Annotated in this window: 15 protein-coding genes and 1 pseudogene; 15 read left to right on the top strand and 1 reads right to left on the bottom strand. The window is 64.5% G+C overall.

Annotated elements, in window-relative coordinates; all coding sequences use genetic code 11:
* Positions 1–2: 2 nt before the first annotated feature.
* The 11 genes from HMPREF1316_RS01500 (at position 3) to HMPREF1316_RS01450 (ending at position 15,193) form a co-directional block, all read left to right on the top strand.
* Entirely contained in the window at positions 3–860 is an 858-nt protein-coding gene (locus tag HMPREF1316_RS01500) for a PTS system mannose/fructose/sorbose family transporter subunit IID (RefSeq protein WP_021725135.1), read from the top strand.
* Positions 861–909: 49 nt separating this feature from the next.
* Positions 910–1,893: an SIS domain-containing protein gene (locus HMPREF1316_RS01495; RefSeq protein WP_021725131.1), complete on the top strand. Its 984-nt coding sequence runs from the start codon at positions 910–912 to the stop codon at positions 1,891–1,893.
* A gap of 76 nt (positions 1,894–1,969) precedes the next feature.
* Positions 1,970–2,620, top strand: a complete 651-nt coding sequence (locus HMPREF1316_RS01490; protein ID WP_021725165.1) for an HAD family hydrolase — start codon at positions 1,970–1,972, stop codon at positions 2,618–2,620.
* A gap of 86 nt (positions 2,621–2,706) precedes the next feature.
* On the top strand, positions 2,707–3,426 hold the full coding sequence (locus tag HMPREF1316_RS01485; protein WP_040650817.1) for a GntR family transcriptional regulator: 720 nt from the start codon (positions 2,707–2,709) through the stop codon (positions 3,424–3,426).
* A gap of 311 nt (positions 3,427–3,737) precedes the next feature.
* The gene (locus tag HMPREF1316_RS01480; protein WP_021725121.1) at positions 3,738–6,746 is read left to right on the top strand and encodes a bacterial transcriptional activator domain-containing protein; all 3,009 of its coding nucleotides are present in this window, start codon (positions 3,738–3,740) and stop codon (positions 6,744–6,746) included.
* Positions 6,747–6,904: 158 nt separating this feature from the next.
* Positions 6,905–9,682 carry a preprotein translocase subunit SecA gene (gene secA / locus HMPREF1316_RS01475; protein ID WP_021725163.1) on the top strand — a complete coding sequence of 926 codons (2,778 nt, stop codon included), beginning with the start codon at positions 6,905–6,907 and terminating at the stop codon, positions 9,680–9,682.
* The gene (prfB, locus tag HMPREF1316_RS01470) at positions 9,683–10,798 is read left to right on the top strand and encodes a peptide chain release factor 2 (protein ID WP_021725126.1); all 1,116 of its coding nucleotides are present in this window, start codon (positions 9,683–9,685) and stop codon (positions 10,796–10,798) included. It begins immediately after the preceding gene.
* Positions 10,791–11,666, top strand: a complete 876-nt coding sequence (locus HMPREF1316_RS01465) for a YitT family protein (RefSeq protein ID WP_021725166.1) — start codon at positions 10,791–10,793, stop codon at positions 11,664–11,666. Before prfB ends, HMPREF1316_RS01465 begins: the two co-directional genes overlap by 8 nt.
* A 197-nt stretch (positions 11,667–11,863) precedes the next feature.
* Positions 11,864–14,374 (top strand): phosphoketolase family protein, encoded by a 2,511-nt coding sequence (locus tag HMPREF1316_RS01460; RefSeq protein ID WP_021725123.1) that lies wholly within the window; start codon positions 11,864–11,866, stop codon positions 14,372–14,374.
* A gap of 182 nt (positions 14,375–14,556) precedes the next feature.
* Positions 14,557–14,742 carry a PTS sugar transporter subunit IIA gene (locus HMPREF1316_RS14230; RefSeq protein WP_051332867.1) on the top strand — a complete coding sequence of 62 codons (186 nt, stop codon included), beginning with the start codon at positions 14,557–14,559 and terminating at the stop codon, positions 14,740–14,742.
* 145 nt (positions 14,743–14,887) lie between these two features.
* Positions 14,888–15,193 carry a PTS sugar transporter subunit IIB gene (locus tag HMPREF1316_RS01450; protein WP_021725129.1) on the top strand — a complete coding sequence of 102 codons (306 nt, stop codon included), beginning with the start codon at positions 14,888–14,890 and terminating at the stop codon, positions 15,191–15,193.
* Positions 15,194–15,260: 67 nt separating this feature from the next.
* Here HMPREF1316_RS01450 and HMPREF1316_RS01445 read toward each other — a convergent pair whose 3' ends face one another.
* Positions 15,261–16,034, bottom strand: coding sequence for a DeoR/GlpR family DNA-binding transcription regulator (locus HMPREF1316_RS01445; protein ID WP_021725149.1), 774 nt, complete (start codon positions 16,032–16,034; stop codon positions 15,261–15,263).
* Positions 16,035–16,331: 297 nt separating this feature from the next.
* On the opposite strand from HMPREF1316_RS01445, the gene HMPREF1316_RS01440 reads away from it, so the two are divergent.
* The 4 genes and pseudogenes from HMPREF1316_RS01440 to HMPREF1316_RS01425 form a co-directional block, all read left to right on the top strand.
* Positions 16,332–16,796, top strand: a complete 465-nt coding sequence (locus HMPREF1316_RS01440) for a PTS sugar transporter subunit IIA (RefSeq protein ID WP_021725141.1) — start codon at positions 16,332–16,334, stop codon at positions 16,794–16,796.
* Between the two features lie 34 nt (positions 16,797–16,830).
* Complete coding sequence (locus HMPREF1316_RS01435) at positions 16,831–18,480, top strand: PTS ascorbate transporter subunit IIC (protein WP_021725114.1); 1,650 nt, start codon at positions 16,831–16,833, stop codon at positions 18,478–18,480.
* A 120-nt stretch (positions 18,481–18,600) separates the two neighbouring features.
* Complete coding sequence (locus HMPREF1316_RS01430) at positions 18,601–18,912, top strand: PTS sugar transporter subunit IIB (protein WP_040650826.1); 312 nt, start codon at positions 18,601–18,603, stop codon at positions 18,910–18,912.
* A gap of 29 nt (positions 18,913–18,941) precedes the next feature.
* A pseudogene (locus tag HMPREF1316_RS01425) lies at positions 18,942–19,254 on the top strand (hypothetical protein); the annotation flags it as partial.

Below are 19,254 nucleotides of genomic sequence, written 5' to 3'. Positions count from 1 at the left end.
CCATGGCAGACTCCACCACGCACAGCCAGGCGCTCGCCGCCTCGGACGTGCCTGAGAACAAGAAGCTGAGCGAGTTCTTCTGGCGCTCCTGGGCCATCCAGGACTCCTGGAACTACGAGCGGCAGATGAACATGGGCTTCCTCTATGGCATCGCACCCACCATCGACCGCTGCTACCCCAATGCCGACCACGACCCCAAGGAGCTGGAACGCAAACAGGAGGCCTACGAGCGACACATGGCCTTCTACAACTGCACCCCGCAGACCAGCGCGTTCGTGCTCGGCCTGTCGGCCTCTATGGAGGAGGAGTACGCGAAGGCCCCCGGCATCGTCGACCCCGATAGCATCAACGCCATGAAGACGGCGCTCATGGGCCCGCTGTCGGGCATTGGCGACTCGTTCTTCCAGGGCACCATTCGCGTCATCGCCTTTGGCCTCGGCGTCTCCCTTGCCCAGCAGGGGTCGTTCCTCGGGCCCATCCTCGCCATGGCCATCTCGATCATCCCCTCGGTGCTTATCACCTGGTTTGCCGGGAAGATCGGCTATGAGGGTGGCGCGAGGTACCTTGACAGGCTGCAGGGTGACACCATGGAGAAGGTCATGTACGCCTGCGGCATCGTCGGCCTCATGGCGGTGGGAGGCATGATAGCCACACTCGTCGGCGCCACGACCCCGGCGACCTTCGCGGACGGCACGCTCGTGCTCCAGGACGTCCTCGACTCCATCATGCCACAGATGATTCCGCTCGCCCTGACCATGCTCTTCTACGTGCTCATCAAGAGGGACGTCAGGAGCGGCTGGCTGCTCATCATCGCCATCGTGGGCGGCGTCGCCCTCTCAGCCCTGGGCGTCCTTGCCTAGCCATCAGTTGGTTTCCAGATACGACCGACCTTCCAAGGAGGATCACAGCATGTACGAGATCGACCTCACTCTGCCCAAGACCATCGTCGCCGACGTCTTGTCCAGGCACGCCATCGACTCGGTTGCCTTCGTCGGCTGCGGGGCCTCGATGTCCGAGCTCTATCCCGCCAAGTACTTCCTGGCCAACAACACCAAGACCCTCAACGTCCAGCTCTTCACGTCCAACGAGTTCAACTATGACACGCCTGCCTGGGTGGGCCCCAACACCTTCGTGGTCACCTGCTCACTGGGCGGCTCCACCCCCGAGACCGTGGCTGCCAACAAGACCGCCAAGGCCCTCAGTGCCCCCGTCACCGCCATCACGCACGTCGCGGGCTCCCCACTCGCCGAGGGCGTCGACCATGTGGTCATCCACGGCTTCGAGGAAAACTACGCCGCCAAGGTCGAGAAGATGGGCTATGCCCTGGCGCTTGCCGTCGAGCTCCTCCAGCAGTTGGAGGGCAGCGACCTCTACAATGACATGATTGGTGGCCTTGGCAAGATCTTCAAGCTCTCCGAGGACGCGGCCGAGCATGCCGGCAGGGCCGCCCACCAGTTTGCCCAGGACTACAAGAACGAGCGGGGCATCTACGTGCTGGGCTCCGGAGCCAGCGCCAAGGTCGCCTATTCCACCTCCATGTTCCTCCTCTCTGAGATGCAGTGGCTCGACTCCGGCTCATACAACTCCGGCGAATACTTCCACGGGCCCTTCGAGCTCACCGAGAGGGACAAGCCCTATCTGCTATTCATGTCCGACGGCGCCACCCGCGCCATGGACGCCCGCGCCCTCACCTTCATGCAGCGCTTCGGTGCCAAGGTCACCATCATCGACGCCAAGGACTATGGCCTGTCTGGCATGGTGGGTGACAGGGTCGCCACGTACTTCAGCCCCTTCGTGCACACGGCCGTCATGCGCGTCTTTGCCGAGCAGCTTGCCGAAGCCCGTCAGCACCCGCTGACCCTGAGGCGCTACATGTGGAAGCTCAGCTACTAGTGGGTGGGTCCCTTGCTTGACAGACGTTGTGGGGGCGGGCTGCAGCCATGGTCCGCCCCGTTCTTGGGAGGGCACGATGGCCAAGGCGGTCCTCTTCGACATGGACGGCGTTCTGGCGTTCACGGAGCAGTTCTACAACCAGCGCCGCGTAGACTACCTTGCGGAGCATGACCTTTTCCTTGACGAGGTCCCGGACTTCTCGGGCTCAGATGATGCTGCCATGTGGGAGGCGCTCATACCGGACGATGCCGGTCGCCGCCGGCGACTCCATGCGGGGTACGAGGAGTACTCCCGGGCACACCCCACGCCGTGGGCTGCGGTCGCCAACCCCCAGGCGGCAACCACGTTTGGCCTCTTGCGTCGTCGGGGCATCAGGGTGGCGATCTGCTCGTCGTCCCCGCGTGCCCTCGTGGACGAGCTCGTGGTGGCGCTGGACCTCGAGGGTCTCGTTGACTGTACGATGAGCGGTTACGACTTCTCCGAGTTCAAGCCCTCACCCGAGATCTACCTGCGCACCATGGGCGGTCTCGGCGTGTCTGCCGACCAGTCGATCGTGGTGGAGGACTCCCCCATTGGCATTGCTGCGGGCAAGCGCTCCGGCGCGCTCGTGTGCGCCCTGAGGCCTCCGGCGGGCGTGAGGTTGGATCAGTCGGGGGCCGACGTCATCATCGACCATCTCATGGATGTAGTACCCTTGGCGATGTCTGGTCGTGTGCCCCGTCAATAACGAGTATCATGACCAGATGAGTCCGAGATGTGTAAGTGGGGGCGTCCCCGGAGACGCGTCCTGCAAGGAGGAAGAGGGTGGCAGGTATGGTCAGCACGACTCCCCTCTACCAGAGGATCTACGACGATCTCAAGGCGGCCATCAAGAGTGGCAGCTATCAGCAGGGCGACAGGATCCCCTCCGAGGCCGAGCTAAGCCAGAAGTACTCGGTAAGCCGTATCACCGTTCGCCGTGCCATAGAGGACCTCTGCTCAGATGGCTACCTCATGAAGATGCAAGGGCGCGGGACCTTTGTGGGCACGCGGCATCTGAGCAGTCGCCTTGCGCAGACGCGTGACACCCGGAGCTTCACGGAACTCTGTGCCGAGATCGGAGCACAGCCGGGCTCGCACGTGGTCGACCGCCAAATTGTACCCGCGCGTCCGGACGAAGTGAAGTTCTTCGGACTCGGCAAGGGTGCCCTGCTCCTCTTCGTCAGGCGCGTTCGCATGGCGGATGGCCTTCCCATCGGTGACGAGCGTGTGCTCATCCCCTATGACTGGGCGGCCGATCTCCTCACGGCTCCCCTCGAGAACCGGTCCATCTTCGATGCCATCGAGGGGCTGATTGGGCGTCGCCCCCACTCCACGTCGGTGTGGACGGTCAACGCGGGACGCGCCTCCACCGAGCAGGCGGCCCTTCTCGGCATTTCCGCTGGTGACCCCATGCTCAACAGTGAGACGTACTATGTAGACAAGGATGGCAGACCCGTCTGCATCAGCCGCGACTACTTCGTGGGTGGTCGCTACGAATTGGATCTGGCATAAGGCCTCCCAACGGGGCTGGGACAGGTTCGGATTCACACCGTAGACACGCTAGGTACTCGGCCACGCCGTCGTGCGTGTCGACGGGACTCCGCGCGGGGCTGCATCGACCATCCGGGTGCGCGCAGACGGGGACGCCGATGGGAGGTCTAACGTCTGTCGCCCTTCGCCTCGTGCTAGTTAAGGTGCCGCTTGCCGTTCTTTCGGCAGTTTAAATTCAATGACATAAAAGCGAGTCTATAAATAGGTTCCTTACGTGTTCGCACAGTGCAGTTCCATGCCAGCCGCTGGCATGGGTGAGGAGGCGATGGGGTATGGCACATCCGATACGTTCGATTGCGTCACAGGGGCGGGGCACGGCATTGGTTCCACAGAAGAGCGGCGTGCTTGCCTCGGCGTCACGGTTCGCGCGCGACCAGAAGCATGGTGAGGAGCCGCGCCTCATCGTCGTGTGTGCCGAGCCGGGGTTCCAGAAGACGGCGTTGATGGACTCCGTCCTTCTCCTCGAAGCTCAGGCTGGGGCGACGATCAGGCGCGTGGAGCTGGGTCCGGGCAGAGAGGAAGGTGCCGCCATGCGCCTGACGCGCCTCTCTCGCGAGGTGGTTGGCTTGCGCCAGCGCGGGCCGAGGGTTGCCGTCGGCGTGACCCTGTCGGGCAGCCTCTCCGAGGCCGATGTCGCGCGAGAGGCGCGCGCCCTGCGCAAGATGACGACTGCCGGTTGTCTGGTCATGGCGTGCATGAGGCCCGAGGCGCTCGACCTCTACGAGGCGCTTCGCGAGGCCATTCACCTCGACTGCCATGACCTGATGGGACTCGCCGCATCCGACTATGAGTATGGGTCGGGGCTCACGTATGGGATTCCGCGCCTTCTGGATGCCCTGACCTTTGATGACCTTGCCTGGGAGGGCCGATTTGGGCGGGGCTCATGCCCGGGGAAATACGCATCGGCCGTGTGCGATGTCGTCAGGGGATGCCTCCGTGACACGCTGATCGACGAGGAGCTCTCGCTGCGGCTCGTCATGGTGCTCCTGGGCACGGGTACCTACGATGACCTTGCGATGGTCCTGCCGCGACTGGACGACGAGGCGCTGCAGTGGCTTCATGACACGTGCCCCCTTTTGGGCATCGACCCCCTGCGGGAGTCCTTTGCCGTTGCGGGATGCAGGGAGGACGAGGTGATGGCGTTCTGCATTCCCTCGCTGAGGCCGCTGTGCGCGTCGCGGGAGCATCTTTTGGGCGCCGTGGTTCGCGCGCTCTGCGCGCAGGGTAGGCTTGCGCGTGCGGAGCTCCTCACGGCCATCCTTTCCGATGAGGCGGAGCTGTGCGAGATAGGGCAGGCATGGGGCATCGAGTTCCTCATGGCGGGAAGGGCCGACGCCCTCGGCAGGGCGCTGCGCATCTCCGTCGAGGCGGGGCGGGACCAAGACGTGGACAGCGTGCTCGTTGACCAGGCACTGCGCGAGCTGTGTGACCACTTTGAGATGGCCGCGGCGGGGCGCGAGCGCCTGTGCGACCTGACGGGGCTCAGCGCGCGGCAGACGGAGGCGCTCGACCTGGTGGAGGCGCTGGGCGCCTGCAGGGACGTATGGGCCAAGAGCAGGAGGTCCCGTCGCCTGGTGTCCAAGGCGCCGCCCGACCATCGGGTGCGCTCCCTGGCCATCCATCGAAAGGTCCTTGCCTATCTGTTTGACGGCCGCTTCCGTGACACCTACGCCCTCCTATTGAACAACGTGCAGCGCCGAAGCGTCGACACTTTGTGCGGTGCGCTCCTGTGCCTGGACTTCTGCATTGCGGAGCGGTTTGCCGTGGGGGCCGAGGATGCGAACGCCCTGCGTGACGTGCGCCGCGCGGAGCGTGTCGTGCATGACGTCTCGCCGGGTCGGTTGGGGTGCTACGCCGACGCCATCGGTGACTCGTTTGCGGTGCTCTACAAGGGGGCCGAGCGGCTGCCCCAGGCAGAGCGACTCATCTCGTGCTCGAGCGTCTGCCAGGACGTCCTGGCGGAGGCGTGCCTGCTCTGCGTGGCGGCGATTGCCGATGCGCGGTCGGCAAAGCCCGCGCGCGCCCATGTGCGTGCGGAGCGGGCCCGCACCCTCGCCCGTCGCATGTGCGTCGCTTTTCTCGAGGACGTGGCGACGCTCGTCGACGTTGCCGCACGCCTGCAGCTTGGCGAGGCGCCTCGCGCCCTATCCGCATGGCTCGCCGGAGAGGTGGAAGGGAACGCCCGAGCGAGGACGTCCCCGCTGCTCGATCTGACCCATTGCCTGCTAGGCGTCGCGGATGGGATGGACATGGGCGACGTATGCCTGAAGGAGCTGGATCGATCGCAGCTGCCCCACGAGCTGGTCTGGGCGCTCGACGTTGCGGTTGGCTGCTCGGGAAGGGGCGGTGGCCTTCTCTACGACGCCCTGCCACCCGCCTGGTCGCTCGTCCTGGGAGACAGGCCGCATCCGCCGCAGCCGGCCCCGGGGCCCCCAGGATCCGTAGCCGAGAAGCCCGAGGCACCGACTCCCTCTGACCATGCCATCATGAGGCTCGATGGCGAACCTGCCGCCGCGTACGAGGACGGGCACATCCACATCAGGATCCTTGGCGGCTTTGCACTCGAGGTCGACGGCGTCCCCGTGAATCCGAACAGGCTCAATGCCCGCCATGCCCGCGAACTGCTGGTGCTCCTTTCGCTTGCCAAGGGGCACAAGGTACGAAAACGGGACGCCTTGCTTGCCATCTGGGGTGACATCGACTATGTGAAGGGTCGTCAGAGGCTGTACGAGTCCATATCCGTCGTGCGCAGGGCGGTGCGAACCGTACGGGATGGCCTCGAGCCCATTGTGAGCAGCAGGTCGGAGGGGACCATCTGCCTCAACCGGTGCTGCGTCGTCTGCGATGTGGACGAATTCGAGGAAGAGGCCGTGCTCTCCATATCGGGTGACGGAGATGACCGGGGCGCGGTTGCACACAGCTGCAACGCGCGGCGCTCCTACGGCGCCGGACCCGCTGTCGCGTTCGATGACGTGACGGGCATCGCCCGCAGAAGGACGCATCGTCTCAAGGAGCTGCTCGTGAGCGCGCTCTCGGCTGGGGGCCGGGCGGCCCTCAGACAGGGCAGGCCCTATCTCGCCTCGCAGCTGTCTCGCGAGGCCCTCGGCGGCGAGCCCCAGCGCGAGGACGCCGCCCTCTGCCTGGTGGCATCCCTCACGCAGCTGGGCAGGGCCAAGGAGATCGAGGCCCTGCGCGATGCCTATCGGCGACAGACCGCCCGTGGCACGCGCAGGGCCTCCAAGATGTTGGACCAGGCGTTCGATGACGCGCTCGAGGCATAGGCGCACGGTGGCGAGGGCTCAGGTCAGCACATGCTGTTTTCATGGCAGGGCGGACGTACAGGGGATAGACCAAAGCCAATTGATAAAGTATCGAGGAATACGCGTGTGGCCCGTTCGGCGGAACGGGCCCTCCTCGAGAGGCAAAAAAAGGACGTCCTATGGCCAATCTCTTCACACGCCTTCTCTCTCGTGGTGCCGACAGGCAGCTTCGGGAGTTCCAGCAGACGGTCGATCAGATCAACGATCTCTCCGATGAGTTTGGGGACATGAGCGACGACGAGCTGAGGTCCATGACGGGGGAGCTCCGGGAGCGCTATCGGAACGGCGAGACGCTCGACGACCTGTTGCCCGAGGCCTTTGCCACGGTGCGTGAGGCCTCCGAGCGCACGCTGGGCATGCGCCACTTCGACGTGCAGCTCATCGGTGGCATCACGCTGCACAAGGGCATGATCGCCGAGATGCGCACGGGCGAGGGAAAGACGCTCGTCTCCACGCTGGCCGGGTACCTCAACGCCATTCCAGGTGATGGCGTGCATATCGTGACGGTCAACGACTACCTGGCCAAGCGCGACAGCGAATGGATGGGTGGCATCTATGAGTTCCTGGGCATGTCGGTCGGCCTCATCCAGAACGGTATGAGGCCCGACCTCAAGAGGCCTGCCTATGAGGCGGACGTCACGTATGGGACCAACTCCGAGTTTGGCTTCGACTACCTGCGCGATAACATGGTCACCCAAGCGGACATGCGCGTCCAGCGTGGGCATCACTATGCCATCGTCGATGAGGTGGACTCCATCCTCATCGACGAGGCACGCACCCCCCTCATCATCTCTGGTGCCGGCACCAAGTCGGCAAGCACCTACAAGGACTTCGCGCGTGCCGTGCGCGGCCTTACGGCCGATGTCGACTACGAGCTGGACGAGGCCAAGCACACCATCGCCGCCACGGAGGTGGGACTGCGCAAGATAGAGCGCAGGGTGGGCATCGACGACATCTACTCCGATCCGTCCGGCCAGCTCGTCAACCACCTGCAGCAGGCGCTCAAGGCGCAGTACATGTTCCATCGCGACCAGCAGTACATGGTCGTCGATGGCGAGGTGAAGATCGTCGACGAGTTCACGGGGCGCGCCATGGAGGGCAGGCGCTACTCCGAAGGCCTGCACCAGGCCATCGAGGCCAAGGAAGGCGTCTACATTCGCGAGGAGAACCAGACGCTTGCCACGATCACGCTGCAGAACTACTTCCGCCTGTACGAGAAGCTCGCCGGCATGACGGGCACCGCCATGACCGAGGATGCCGAGTTCCGGGAGATCTATGACCTGCCGGTGCAGGTGATCCCTCCCAACAGGCCCATCATCCGCGTCGATCACGACGACCTCGTGTATCAGAATGTCGGTGCCAAGTTCGATGCCGTGGCGGACGACGTCGAGGAGCGTCACGAGAACGGTCAGCCCTGTCTGGTTGGGACGGTCTCCATCGAGAGTTCCGAGAGGCTCTCGCGCATCCTCGACAAGCGGGGCATCGCCCACGAGGTCCTCAATGCCAAGCACCATGAGCGCGAGGCGCAGATCGTGGCGCAGGCCGGTCGTGAGGGCGCCGTCACCATTGCCACCAACATGGCCGGTCGTGGCACGGACATCCTTCTGGGGGGCAACCCTGAGGAGCTCGCGCGCGAGCACCTGCGCGAGCAAGGCTACTATGCACCGGAGGCCGAGGGCGAGGAGCCCCTGGAGCCCAGCGAGGAGGAGTACGAGGCCGCGCTGGACGAGGCTCAGGGGATCTGTGCCGAGGAGCGTGAGCACGTGATCGAGGTGGGTGGCCTCTGCGTGCTGGGCACCGAGCGCCATGAGTCGCGACGCATCGACAATCAGCTGCGCGGCCGCTCCGGGCGTCAGGGCGATCCTGGCGAGACCCAGTTCTACCTCGCACTCGACGATGACCTCATGCGTCTGTTCGGCGGAGACCGCATGGACAGGATCGCGGCCATGATGTCCCGCTATGACATGCCCGAGGATGTGCCCATCCAGGCGAAGATGGTCACCAGGGCGGTCGAGGGCGCACAGCGCAAGGTGGAGGAGATAAACTTCTCCATGCGCAAGAACGTGCTCGATTACGACGACGTCATGAACAAGCAGCGCCAGGTCATCTATGAGGAGCGCAACAAGATCCTGGACGGCAAGGATCTCGTCGCCCATGTGATAGAGGTGCTCGCCGACACCGTTGGCCGCCGTGTGCAGGAGTTCTGCCCCGAGGGTGCAGACCCCGAGGAGGACTGGGACGTCACGGGCCTGCGGAAGTGGATGCGCGAGCTCACGGGCAGGGACGATGTGCCCGAGGTGCACGACGACGAGGACACGGCACGCCTCATCGAGCGCTTCACGGACTACGTGAGCACCTGCTACCGCGAGAAGTCCGAACGCCTCTCCGACGAGATCATGCAGGCCCTCTCCGCCCAGGTGATGCTTCGCGTGATCGACACGCGGTGGATGACCTACCTGCAGGAGATGGACTATCTCAAGACGGGCATTGGCCTTCGGGGATTTGGCCAGCGCGACCCGCTCGTGGAGTACAAGACCGAGGCCTACGCCGCCTTTACCGAGCTTGTGAACACCATGTACGAGGACTTCCTGCGCACGATCCTGCGCATCGAGCTCGCCCCCCAGGTGCAGGCACAGATGGACGCGTCCGAGGACGGCGGCCTGCGTGGTGCGAGGTTCTCGGGCCCCGCCGATGTCGATGGCGACCAGGGCTCCCTGCCGGCCTCACGCGGAGCCGCTGGCGGTCGGCGAGGCTCCGAGGCCGCCCCCGCCACGTCCAAGCCGAAGACCTACCGCAAGGCCGATGACCCCGACCCCTATGCCAACGTCGGACGCAACGACCCCTGCCCCTGTGGCAGTGGCAAGAAGTTCAAGAACTGTCACGGTAGGAACCGCTAGATGGAAGAGGTCAGCGAGGCTCGCATCGAGGGGATGCGCGAGCGTATCGACCGGGTGGAAGGCTACCTCCACCTCGACGAGAGGCGCGTGCGCGTGAGGGAGCTCGAGGCACAGAGTGCGCGCCCGGACTTCTGGAACGATGCCGCCAGCGCGAGCAAGGCGATGGGCGAGCTCACCCAGGCCAGGGAGGACATCGCCCGCATCGAGGCAGCACGTGCGGGCCTGGAGGACGTGCAGGCGGCGTTCGAGCTGGCACAGGAGGCGGGTGACGACTCCCTGCTCGACGAGGCGGCACGGCAGATGAGGCGTCTGGAGGACGACCTCTCCGACCTTGAGCTTGCCAGTTGGTTTACCGACGAGTTCGATCATGGCGACGCCATCGTGACCATCACGCCGGGGCAGGGGGGCCTCGAGGCCCAGGACTGGTGCGGGATGCTCTTCCACATGTACCTGGCCTACTGCGACCGCCGGGGGTGGAAGGTCACGGTCAACGACGCGCCGGTCGCCGAGGTCATCGGCCTCGACCGTGCCACCTTCACCGTCTCGGGCAAGAACGCCTACGGCATGCTGCGTGGCGAGCGGGGCGTGCACCGCCTGGTGCGCATCTCCCCCACGGACCTCAAGAAGCGGCGACAGACCACGTTTGCGGGCGTGGAGGTGCTCCCCGTGCTCCCCGATGACGTACAGGTGGACATCGACCCCAAGGACCTGCGCGTCGACGTCTTCCATGCCACCGGGCACGGGGGGCAGGGCGTCAACACCACCGATTCCGCCGTGCGCATCACGCATCTTCCCACGGGTACCGTGGTCACCTGCCAGAACGAGCGGAGCCAGCTCCAGAACAAGGCCTTTGCGATGAGCATCCTGCGCAGCCGCCTCTTTGAGCAGGAGCTCGCCAGGCGCGAGGCGGAGCTTGACGAGCTGCGCGGGCCCAAGCACGACATCGGCTTCGGCAACCAGATAAGGAGCTACGTGCTCTATCCCTACCAGCTGGTCAAGGACCTGCGGACGGGCGTGGAGACGGGCAACGTCGACTCCGTGCTCTCCGGTGGTGACCTCGACAGGTTCATCGTGGGATACCATCGCTGGGCGGTGGGGGAGCACGACGATGCCTAGGGTTGGGGCGCGCTCGCTTGCGCGCAGGGTCTTCCTCATACTCGCGGGATCCTTCGTGTTCGCCCTGGGCGTCGACATGTTCGAGATTCCCAACGGCCTTGCCGCGGGCGGGCTCACGGGCCTTGCCACCATCACGTCCGCGGCTGCTGCCCAGGTGGGCATAACGTTGCCGGTGGGCATCCAGACCATCGCCATGAATGCGGTGCTCCTGCTCTATGTGTACGTCTCCACGCGCGATGTGAGCTATGTCGCCCAGAGCGTGCTGGGGATCCTCGCCTCGGGCTTCCTCACGGACGCCCTGGCGCCCGTGGTGCCCCTTCCCACCCAGGGACAGCTGCTCATCTCCGCCATCTGGGGTGGCGTCATCGTGGGCGTGGGCCTTGGCATCGTGTTCTTGAGCGGTGGCAACACGGGCGGCACCGACATCGTGTGCCAGCTGGTCGCGCGCAGGACGGGCATATCGCTCGGCGCCCTCACCATGATCGTCGATGGCGCCATCATGCTGGTGTCCATTCCCGTGTTCTCGCTCACCAACGCCCTCTATGCAGGCGTTGCCCTCTTTGTGGCCGGCCGTGTGGTGGACACGGTAGTGGAGGGTCCGCTGACGGCGCGCATGTGCCACATCATCTCGGAGCGGCACGCCGAGATCGCCAAAGCCATCCTCTACAAGCTCGACCGCGGCTGCACGGAGCTCCAGGCGCGTGGCGTGTGGAGCGGCAGCCGCCGGCCAGTGCTCATGGTGGTCCTGGGCCGATCCGAGACGGCCCGTCTCAAGGAGCTCGTGGCCGACATCGACCCCGACGCCATCGTCGTGGTCTCCGAGGTGCACGAGGCCTTCGGGGAGGGGTTCCATGGGCTCGACACATAGGCGACGGACCCCCGTCCGTGCCATGCGCCTTCCAAACTTTTGAGATGAATGGGAGATCTGTATGTTTTTATCGATTAAAGTGTACTGACGTACACATTGGAAAGACGCTTCCGTCTGTCCGCATGCGCCCCCTTCGACCAAGAAGGCATTTCTGGGTACCAGCATGGGGCCGGTGCCCACGGTGATAGGAGAGAGGCATGGCAGAAGACTTGGGTACCCCTTGGAGGAAGGTCGACGCCCCCGTTCCCGAGGAGGAGGTCGCCTGGGTCGACAGGTACTGGCGCGCGGCCAACTACCTGTCGATTGGGCAGATCTACCTGCGGAGCAACCCGCTCATGCGCGATGACTTCACGGATGAGGGGACAGGCCAGGTACGGCCCTTCGGTCGCGAGGACGTGAAGCACCGCCTCGTGGGGCACTGGGGCACCACGCCCGGCATCAACTTCCTGATGGGCCATGTCAACCGCTTCATCCACGACCATGGCCAGAGCGTCGTGTTCTTCATGGGGCCGGGGCATGGTGGGCCGGCGGGTACCAGCCAGGCGCTGCTTGACGGCACCTACCGCGAGCGCTACCCCAAGATCACGGATGATGAGGCTGGCCTCCAGAGGTTCTTCCGCCGCTTCTCCTACCCCGGCGGCATCCCCAGCCACTTTGCCCCCGAGACCCCTGGGTCCATCCACGAGGGTGGCGAGCTGGGCTACACCCTGAGTCACGCCTATGGCGCCGTGCTCAACAACCCCGACCTCCTGGCGTTTGCCGTCGTGGGCGATGGCGAGGCCGAGACGGGCCCGCTTGCGACGTCCTGGCAGACCAACAAGCTCGTGAACCCGCTCACCGATGGCATCGTCCTGCCCGTCCTGCACCTCAATGGCTACAAGATCGCCAACCCCACGATCCTCGCGCGCATCTCCGACGAGGAGCGCAACGAGTTCTTCCGCGGCATGGGCTACCACCCCTATACCTTCGTGGCGGGCTTCGATGACGAGCCGCAGCTCTCGATCCACCGTCGCTTTGCCGCCCTGCTCGAGTGGGTCTTCGATGAGATCTGCGACATCAAGCGCTACGCGCTTGCCGGCAACGCCGAGCGCCCGGCCTACCCCATGATCGTCTTCAAGACGCCCAAGGGCTGGACGTGCCCCACGTACATCGACGGCAAGAAGACGCAGGGGAGCTGGCGCGCCCACCAGGTGCCGCTGGTCTCGGCCAAGGACACGCACGAGCACTTCCGCGTGCTGCGCAGCTGGCTCAGGTCATACGGGCCCGAGGAGCTCTGGGACGAGGGCGGGTCCCTGCGCCCCGAGGTCACGGAGTTCATGCCCCAGGGGGACCTGCGCCTGGGGGCCAACCCCAACGCCAATGGGGGCCTGCTGCGTCATGACCTCACGTTGCCCGATATCCACGACTACGAGATTCCCGTCGACGAGCGGGGTCATGGCTATGGCACCACGGAGGCCACGCGCGTCTTTGGTGACTACACGCGCGACGTCATGAAGCTCAACCTCACCAAGTTCCGCGTCTTCGGTCCCGACGAGACGGCCTCCAACCGCCTGCAGTCCGTGTATCACCTCACGGACAAGCAATGGGACGCGGGCTTTGGCGCCGACCCCGAGAACGACTCCTACCTCTCCGTCTCGGGCTCCGTCATCGAGCAGCTCTCCGAGCATCAGTGCGAGGGCCTGCTGGAGGGCTTCGTGCTCACGGGGCGCCATGGCGTGTGGAGCTCCTACGAGTCGTTCATCCATGTGATCGACTCCATGGTCAACCAGCATGCCAAGTGGCTCGAGGCCACCGTGCGCCACATCCCCTGGCGCGCCCCCATCGCCGGCCTCAACATCCTGCTCACGAGCCATGTCTGGCGCCAGGACCACAACGGCTTCTCCCACCAGGATCCCGGCTTCGTCGACCTGCTGCTCAACAAGAACTTCCACAACGACCACGTGGTCAACATCTACTACCCCTGCGACGCCAACATGCTGCTCGTGTGCGGCCAGGCGGCCTACCAGTCGACCAACTGCATCAATGCCATCTTCGCGGGCAAGCAGCCGGCACCCACGTTCCTCTCGATAGGCGAGGCGGAGGAGGAGTTCAGGGAGGGTGTGGCCGAGTGGGAGTGGGCCGGCAGCGTCACGGCCGGCGAGACGCCCGACATCGTGCTCGCCTGCTGCGGCGACGTGCCCACGCTCGAGCTGCTCGCGGCGTCCGACGCCCTCCAGGACCTGGGGATCAAGGTCAGGTTCGTCAACGTGGTCAAGCCGCTCGCCATCCAGAACGCCGCCGAGAACGACCAGGCCGTGAGTGACCAGCGCTTCAGGGAGCTGTTCGGCACAGGCGTGCCCGTGCTCTTCGCCTTCCATGCCTACGCGCACACGATCCATGGCCTGATCTATGACCGTCCCGGCCACGACGACTTCCATGTGCACGGCTATAGGGAGGAGGGCTCCACGACCACGCCCTTCGACATGCTGCGGCTCAACGAGATGGATCGCTGGGCGCTCGCCGCGCACGCCTTGGAGCTGGTGGACGGCGAGAGGTATGCCAAGCGGATCGCCGACTGGCGCGCCTTCCGCGACGAGGCGTTCCAGTTCGCGGTGGACCACGGCTACGACCACCCACGGTTCACCGAGTGGGTGTGGCGCGACGTCGTGGGGCAGCAGGACAACTCCGCGGCCGCGATGTCATCCACGGGCGGCGACAACGACGAGTAGGTGACGCCGGTGCGACGCCCCACCCGGGATGCCGGATGGGGCTGCCAGAGGGGGGCGCATATGGCATCCGACCTCTTGAGGCCCAGCCACGTCCAGCTGGCGGTATTCGCCAGGGACTGGCGCGATGCCGTGCGCCGGTCATTCGCCCCCTCCGCGTCGCAGAGGAGGTCAGCCAAGGCTACGTGGATGACGTCATCGCTGGTGTCGAGGAGCAGGGGCCCTACATCGTCATCACGCCGCGCGTGGCGATTCCCCATGCGCGGTCCGAGTGCGGTGCCCATGGGGAGGCCATCGGCATCACCACACTCGACGGGCCCGTGGCCTTCGGTAGCACGGACAACGATCCGGTGCGCTATCTTTTCCCTTGAGCGCCCCAACGTCCGTGGGGAATCTGGAGGTACTCTCCTCACTCGTGGAGCTGCTCTCACATCCCAGCTTCCTCGCCGCGCTTGACGAGGCGGAAAGCGCACACGACGTCGTGGACGCCGTCCGCGACATGGAAAGGAGCCACCAGTGTCTTCCAACACGTATCAGGCGCTCGTCTGCTGCAGGGCGGGCGTCGCATCCTCCCAGATGCTCAAGATAAAGTGCGACCAGGTCATCAGCGAGGAGGGCTACCCGATCGAGACGCGTACGGGCACCATCGCCGACATCGACTCCTTCGCTGGCGACCTCGTCATCACCATGAGCGACCTCGCCGAGGACCTTGAGGCCCACGCAGGCGTCGCGCATGCCCTGGGCATCCGCGACATCGTGAACAAGCAGGAGATCAAGGATAAGCTCCAGAGTTTCCTGGAGGCCGTGGGCGCCGACCAGTAGCGCGCCCACCCTCCCGTGACACCTGCGGGGCGGCCGGGGGGGACGTCCCGCAGGTGCTCCCATACGCCTAGACGCCCTCACCGCAGGCGTAGCGTGCCTCGCGTACGCCTGCGGCCTCGAGGAGCGCCATCTCGTCCGCATCGGCGCTGCCATCGGTGACGAGCACGTCCACCTGCTCTGGATTGCCATACCTGAAGCTGGAGTTCACGCCGATCTTGGTGCCGTCCGCTACGATGATGCGCCTGTCGGAGTGCTCGAGCATGAGCGAGTTGATGCTCGTCTCGTGCGACACCAGGGTCGTGAGCCCGCGCTTCGCCGAAAGTCCCGAACACCCCAGGATGGCCTTGGCCGCATTGACGCGATTGATGCTCGCAAGGGCAAACTCACCCGACATCGACCACTTGGGCTGGCGGATCTCGCCGCCCGTGAGGATGATCGAGACGGAGGCGGGGGAGGAGAGCTGCAGCGCCCGCCCATTGTTGGTGACGACGGTCACGTTCTGGGCCGTGATGTGCTCGATGGCCAACAGCGCCGTGGAGCTCGTGTTGATGAAGACGGTGTCGCCATCCTCGATGAGACCCGCCGCATATTCGGCGATGCTGCGCTTGGCGAGGATGGCGGTCGAGCTGATGGGGCTGCCTAGCGGGTCAACCAGCTCGGCGTAGCCATGCGTGCGGCGCACGAGGCGCTTCGACCCCAGGAAGTCGAGGTCGCGACGCATGGTAAGCGGGGAGACGCCAAAGCGTTCGGCAAGTTCGGAGACCTTGACCCTACCGTTGCCGCTGAGGAAGTCCAGGATCTCTGCATGTCGACCGTCAACGAGGCTTGTGCGGGAGGACATTGTTCGCTTCTCTCGTTCCGTGGCCATTCACCTGTAAAAGCATACCATTCGGCCTCGGAGCCAAAACATACGACTTTGAACGTTCATTCTCGAATGCGGTGCGCCTTTCCCTGCCCTTCCTGGTGCAGGAGGCTAAATAGTAACGAACGAATATAATAATAGTTCTAAACGTACTTTTTGAACAGACGAATAGAAAACAATTTGCAACCATTTCGCACACTTGTCTTATCATAGCAGCAGGAGGGAACGCAAGGTTCCGTAGCTGCCCTTTTGAACGCAGCGGGGGAGGTGAACGAAATGCTACTGAGCCAACTGTACGAGCTGAGGCACTACAACCTCGTTGATGGACCCCTCACATGGCGCGACGCGCTCCGCGAGGGCATCAAGCCCCTGGTTGCGGATGGCTCCGTCGAGGAGGTGTATGCGGACTGCCTCATCAGGAACGTCGAGAAGCACGGTCCGTACATCGTGCTGATTCCGGGTGTCGCGATGCCGCATGCGGTCGAGGGCGCCGTGGGCACCAACCGCGAGGCCATCAGCTTCATGCGCGTCAAGCAGCCGGTGCACTTTGGGGCCAAGGACGACCCCGATACCACGGCACAGATCTTCTTCACACTCAGCGACGTCGATGCCGCCTCGCATCTCACGAACATGCAGCACCTTGCGGCCGTCATGTCCAACGAGGAGGTCGTCGAGAAGCTCTCCAAGATCGAGAGCCCTGAGGAGCTGCTCGAGATCGACAAACTTGTGGGAGACGAGTGATCATCTCCCCCATCTCATTCTGTAAGGAGAGGATATGGACGTTCTGATGTCTGTGGTCACGTGGTTCTCCAGTACCATCCTGTCACAGCCTGCCTGGATCATCGGCCTCATCGTGGTCATCGGGTATGCGCTGCTTGGGAAGAACTGGTATGAGGTCCTGGCGGGCTTCATCAAGGCCTCCGTCGGCTACATGATCCTTTCGGTGGGTTCGGCCGGTCTGGTCAACTCGTTCAGACCCATCACCGTTGGCCTCAGCCAGCGCTTTGGCCTGAGCGCCATGGTCATCGACCCGTACTTTGGCAACAATGCGGTCGACGCGGGCGTGAAGGCGGCGCAGGCCGGGGACTTCTCGCTTGCGAACGTGCAGTTCCTGCAGGGTGCCGACGTCTCTCAGTACATGCTGCTGCTGCTCTTTGCCTACATCCTGAACATCCTGCTGGTGGCCCTCAAGAGGCAGACCAAGCTGCGCGCCATCTTCACGACGGGCAACGTCCAGGTGCAACAGGCGGCGACCGCGCTCTGGCTCATCATGTTCTGCTTCCCCAACCTCATGAGCGTCCCCGCGCTCGTCGTCATGACCATCCTGCTGGGCCTGTACTGGGCGGTCGGCTCCAACCTCACGATCGGCCCGACCCAGGAGCTTACCGAGGGTGCCGGCTTCGCCATTGGCCACCAGCAGATGTTCGGCATATTCTTTGCTTCCAAGTTTGCGGGATGGCTGGGCCGCCGCGACGCCGCCAGGCGCGAGCGCCTCGAGAAGGCCGGCGCCTCAAGGAAGCCCTCCGCCTTTGACAGGAAGCTCGAGGACATCGAGCTGCCGGGCTGGCTCTCGATCTTCAACGAGAACATGGTCTCCACGGCCCTGTTGATGACGTTCTTCTTCGGCATCATCCTCATCGTCATCGGCCCCGACTTCCTGATCAGGCTCTCTGATGCCGCCCAGACGGACAAGGCCTACCTGCTGACGGGTAGCGCCGCTCTCAAGCCAGGCCAGGACTTCGTCTTCTACATCCTGTACAACTGCTTCCAGTTCGCCGTGTACCTGACGATCCTCCAGCTCGGCGTCCGCACGTTCGTCGCCGAGCTGACCGTGTCCTTCCAGGGCATCTCCACCAAGCTCCTCAAGGGCTCCGTGCCTGGCGTCGACTGCGCCGTCACCTTTGGCTTCGGCAGCACCAATGCGGTCACCCTCGGCTTCATGGCCGGTGCCGTGGGCCAGTTCATCGCCATCGGCGCCCTGCTCGTCATGCACAGCCCCGTCGTGGTGGTCGCAGGCTTCATCCCCCTGTTCTTCGACAACGCGGTCCTCGGCGTGTACGCCAACAACAAGGGCGGCCTCAAGGCGTGCCTGATCGCGCCGTTCATCTGCGGTCTGCTGCAGGTCTTTGGCTCCGCGGCCATCGCGTCCTGGGTTCAGATGTACGCCTTCGGTGGCTACCTTGGCATGTTCGACTGGGCAACCATCTGGCCTGTCTTCACGGTCATCATGAGGTACCTCGGCTGGATCGGCGTCGCCGTCGTCGCTCTCATCCTCATCGTCATCCCGCAGCTCCAGTACAGGGCTGCCCCCAAGGACGAGAACGGCGACAGCACCTACTTCCTCGAGGTCGAGGATTACGACAGGTATTGCGAGTATTGTGATGCTGCCGAGAGGAAGGCCATAGACGCGGCCGCCGCCAAGTAGGGGTGGGGTGCGTCTGACTGTCTGTGAGATGTGGGGCCGGCTCACCTCGCCGGGCGTCGGCCCCATAGCGTAGGAGAGCGGGCGGCGGCGCGGTCGCCGCCCCCAAGGAAAGGACGAATGATGGCAGCAAAGATTCTGTGTGCGTGCGCCAACGGCTCCGGCACCTCGCTCATGATGCAGCTCACCATAGAGCGCGTCGCCAAGAAGCTGGGCATGGACGTCTCCGAGGTCCATCACTGTGCGCTTGCCGAGGGCACCTCCACGGCGACGCAGTATGACGTCGCATGCTTCCCCCGCAACTTCGAGAACATGTTCAAGTCTGCGGCGGACTCCGGCAAGGTCATCTGCATCCCCCTGAAGAACGTCCTGTCCGACAAGGAGATCGAGGAGAGGTTCGTCGAGGCCGGGCTGGACAAGAAGTTCTCAAAGTAGCACGAGTCCTGAGGGAGACATGAGGCACCATGAAGTACACCAAGAAGGTCATAGCGGCCGACATGGCCAAGCCGTATGCGATCGGCATGCTCCATGGCGACGACTTCGACGGCTTCGTCGTCGCGACCGAGAAGGAGGGCCCCATCAGGCGCTTCAGGCTCGACGGGACCGCCGAGGGGGACGTCTGCGACGGCCCCGGCGGCGTCATGACGGTCATGCAGGCCCCCGGCCGCAGCGACCAGCTCATGGCCACCTACAAGTTCTTCTCTCCCAACTTCGGGGCCGATGACGCGAAGATCGTCACCTACACGCGCCAGGCGGACGGCCCCTGGAGGCGCTCCA

Origin of the sequence: Olsenella profusa F0195 (assembly GCF_000468755.1) — a bacterium.
GTDB lineage: Bacteria > Actinomycetota > Coriobacteriia > Coriobacteriales > Atopobiaceae > Olsenella_F > Olsenella_F profusa.
The sequence above is the reverse complement of the archived record's forward strand: the minus strand, read 5'-3'. Positions and strand labels throughout refer to the sequence as shown.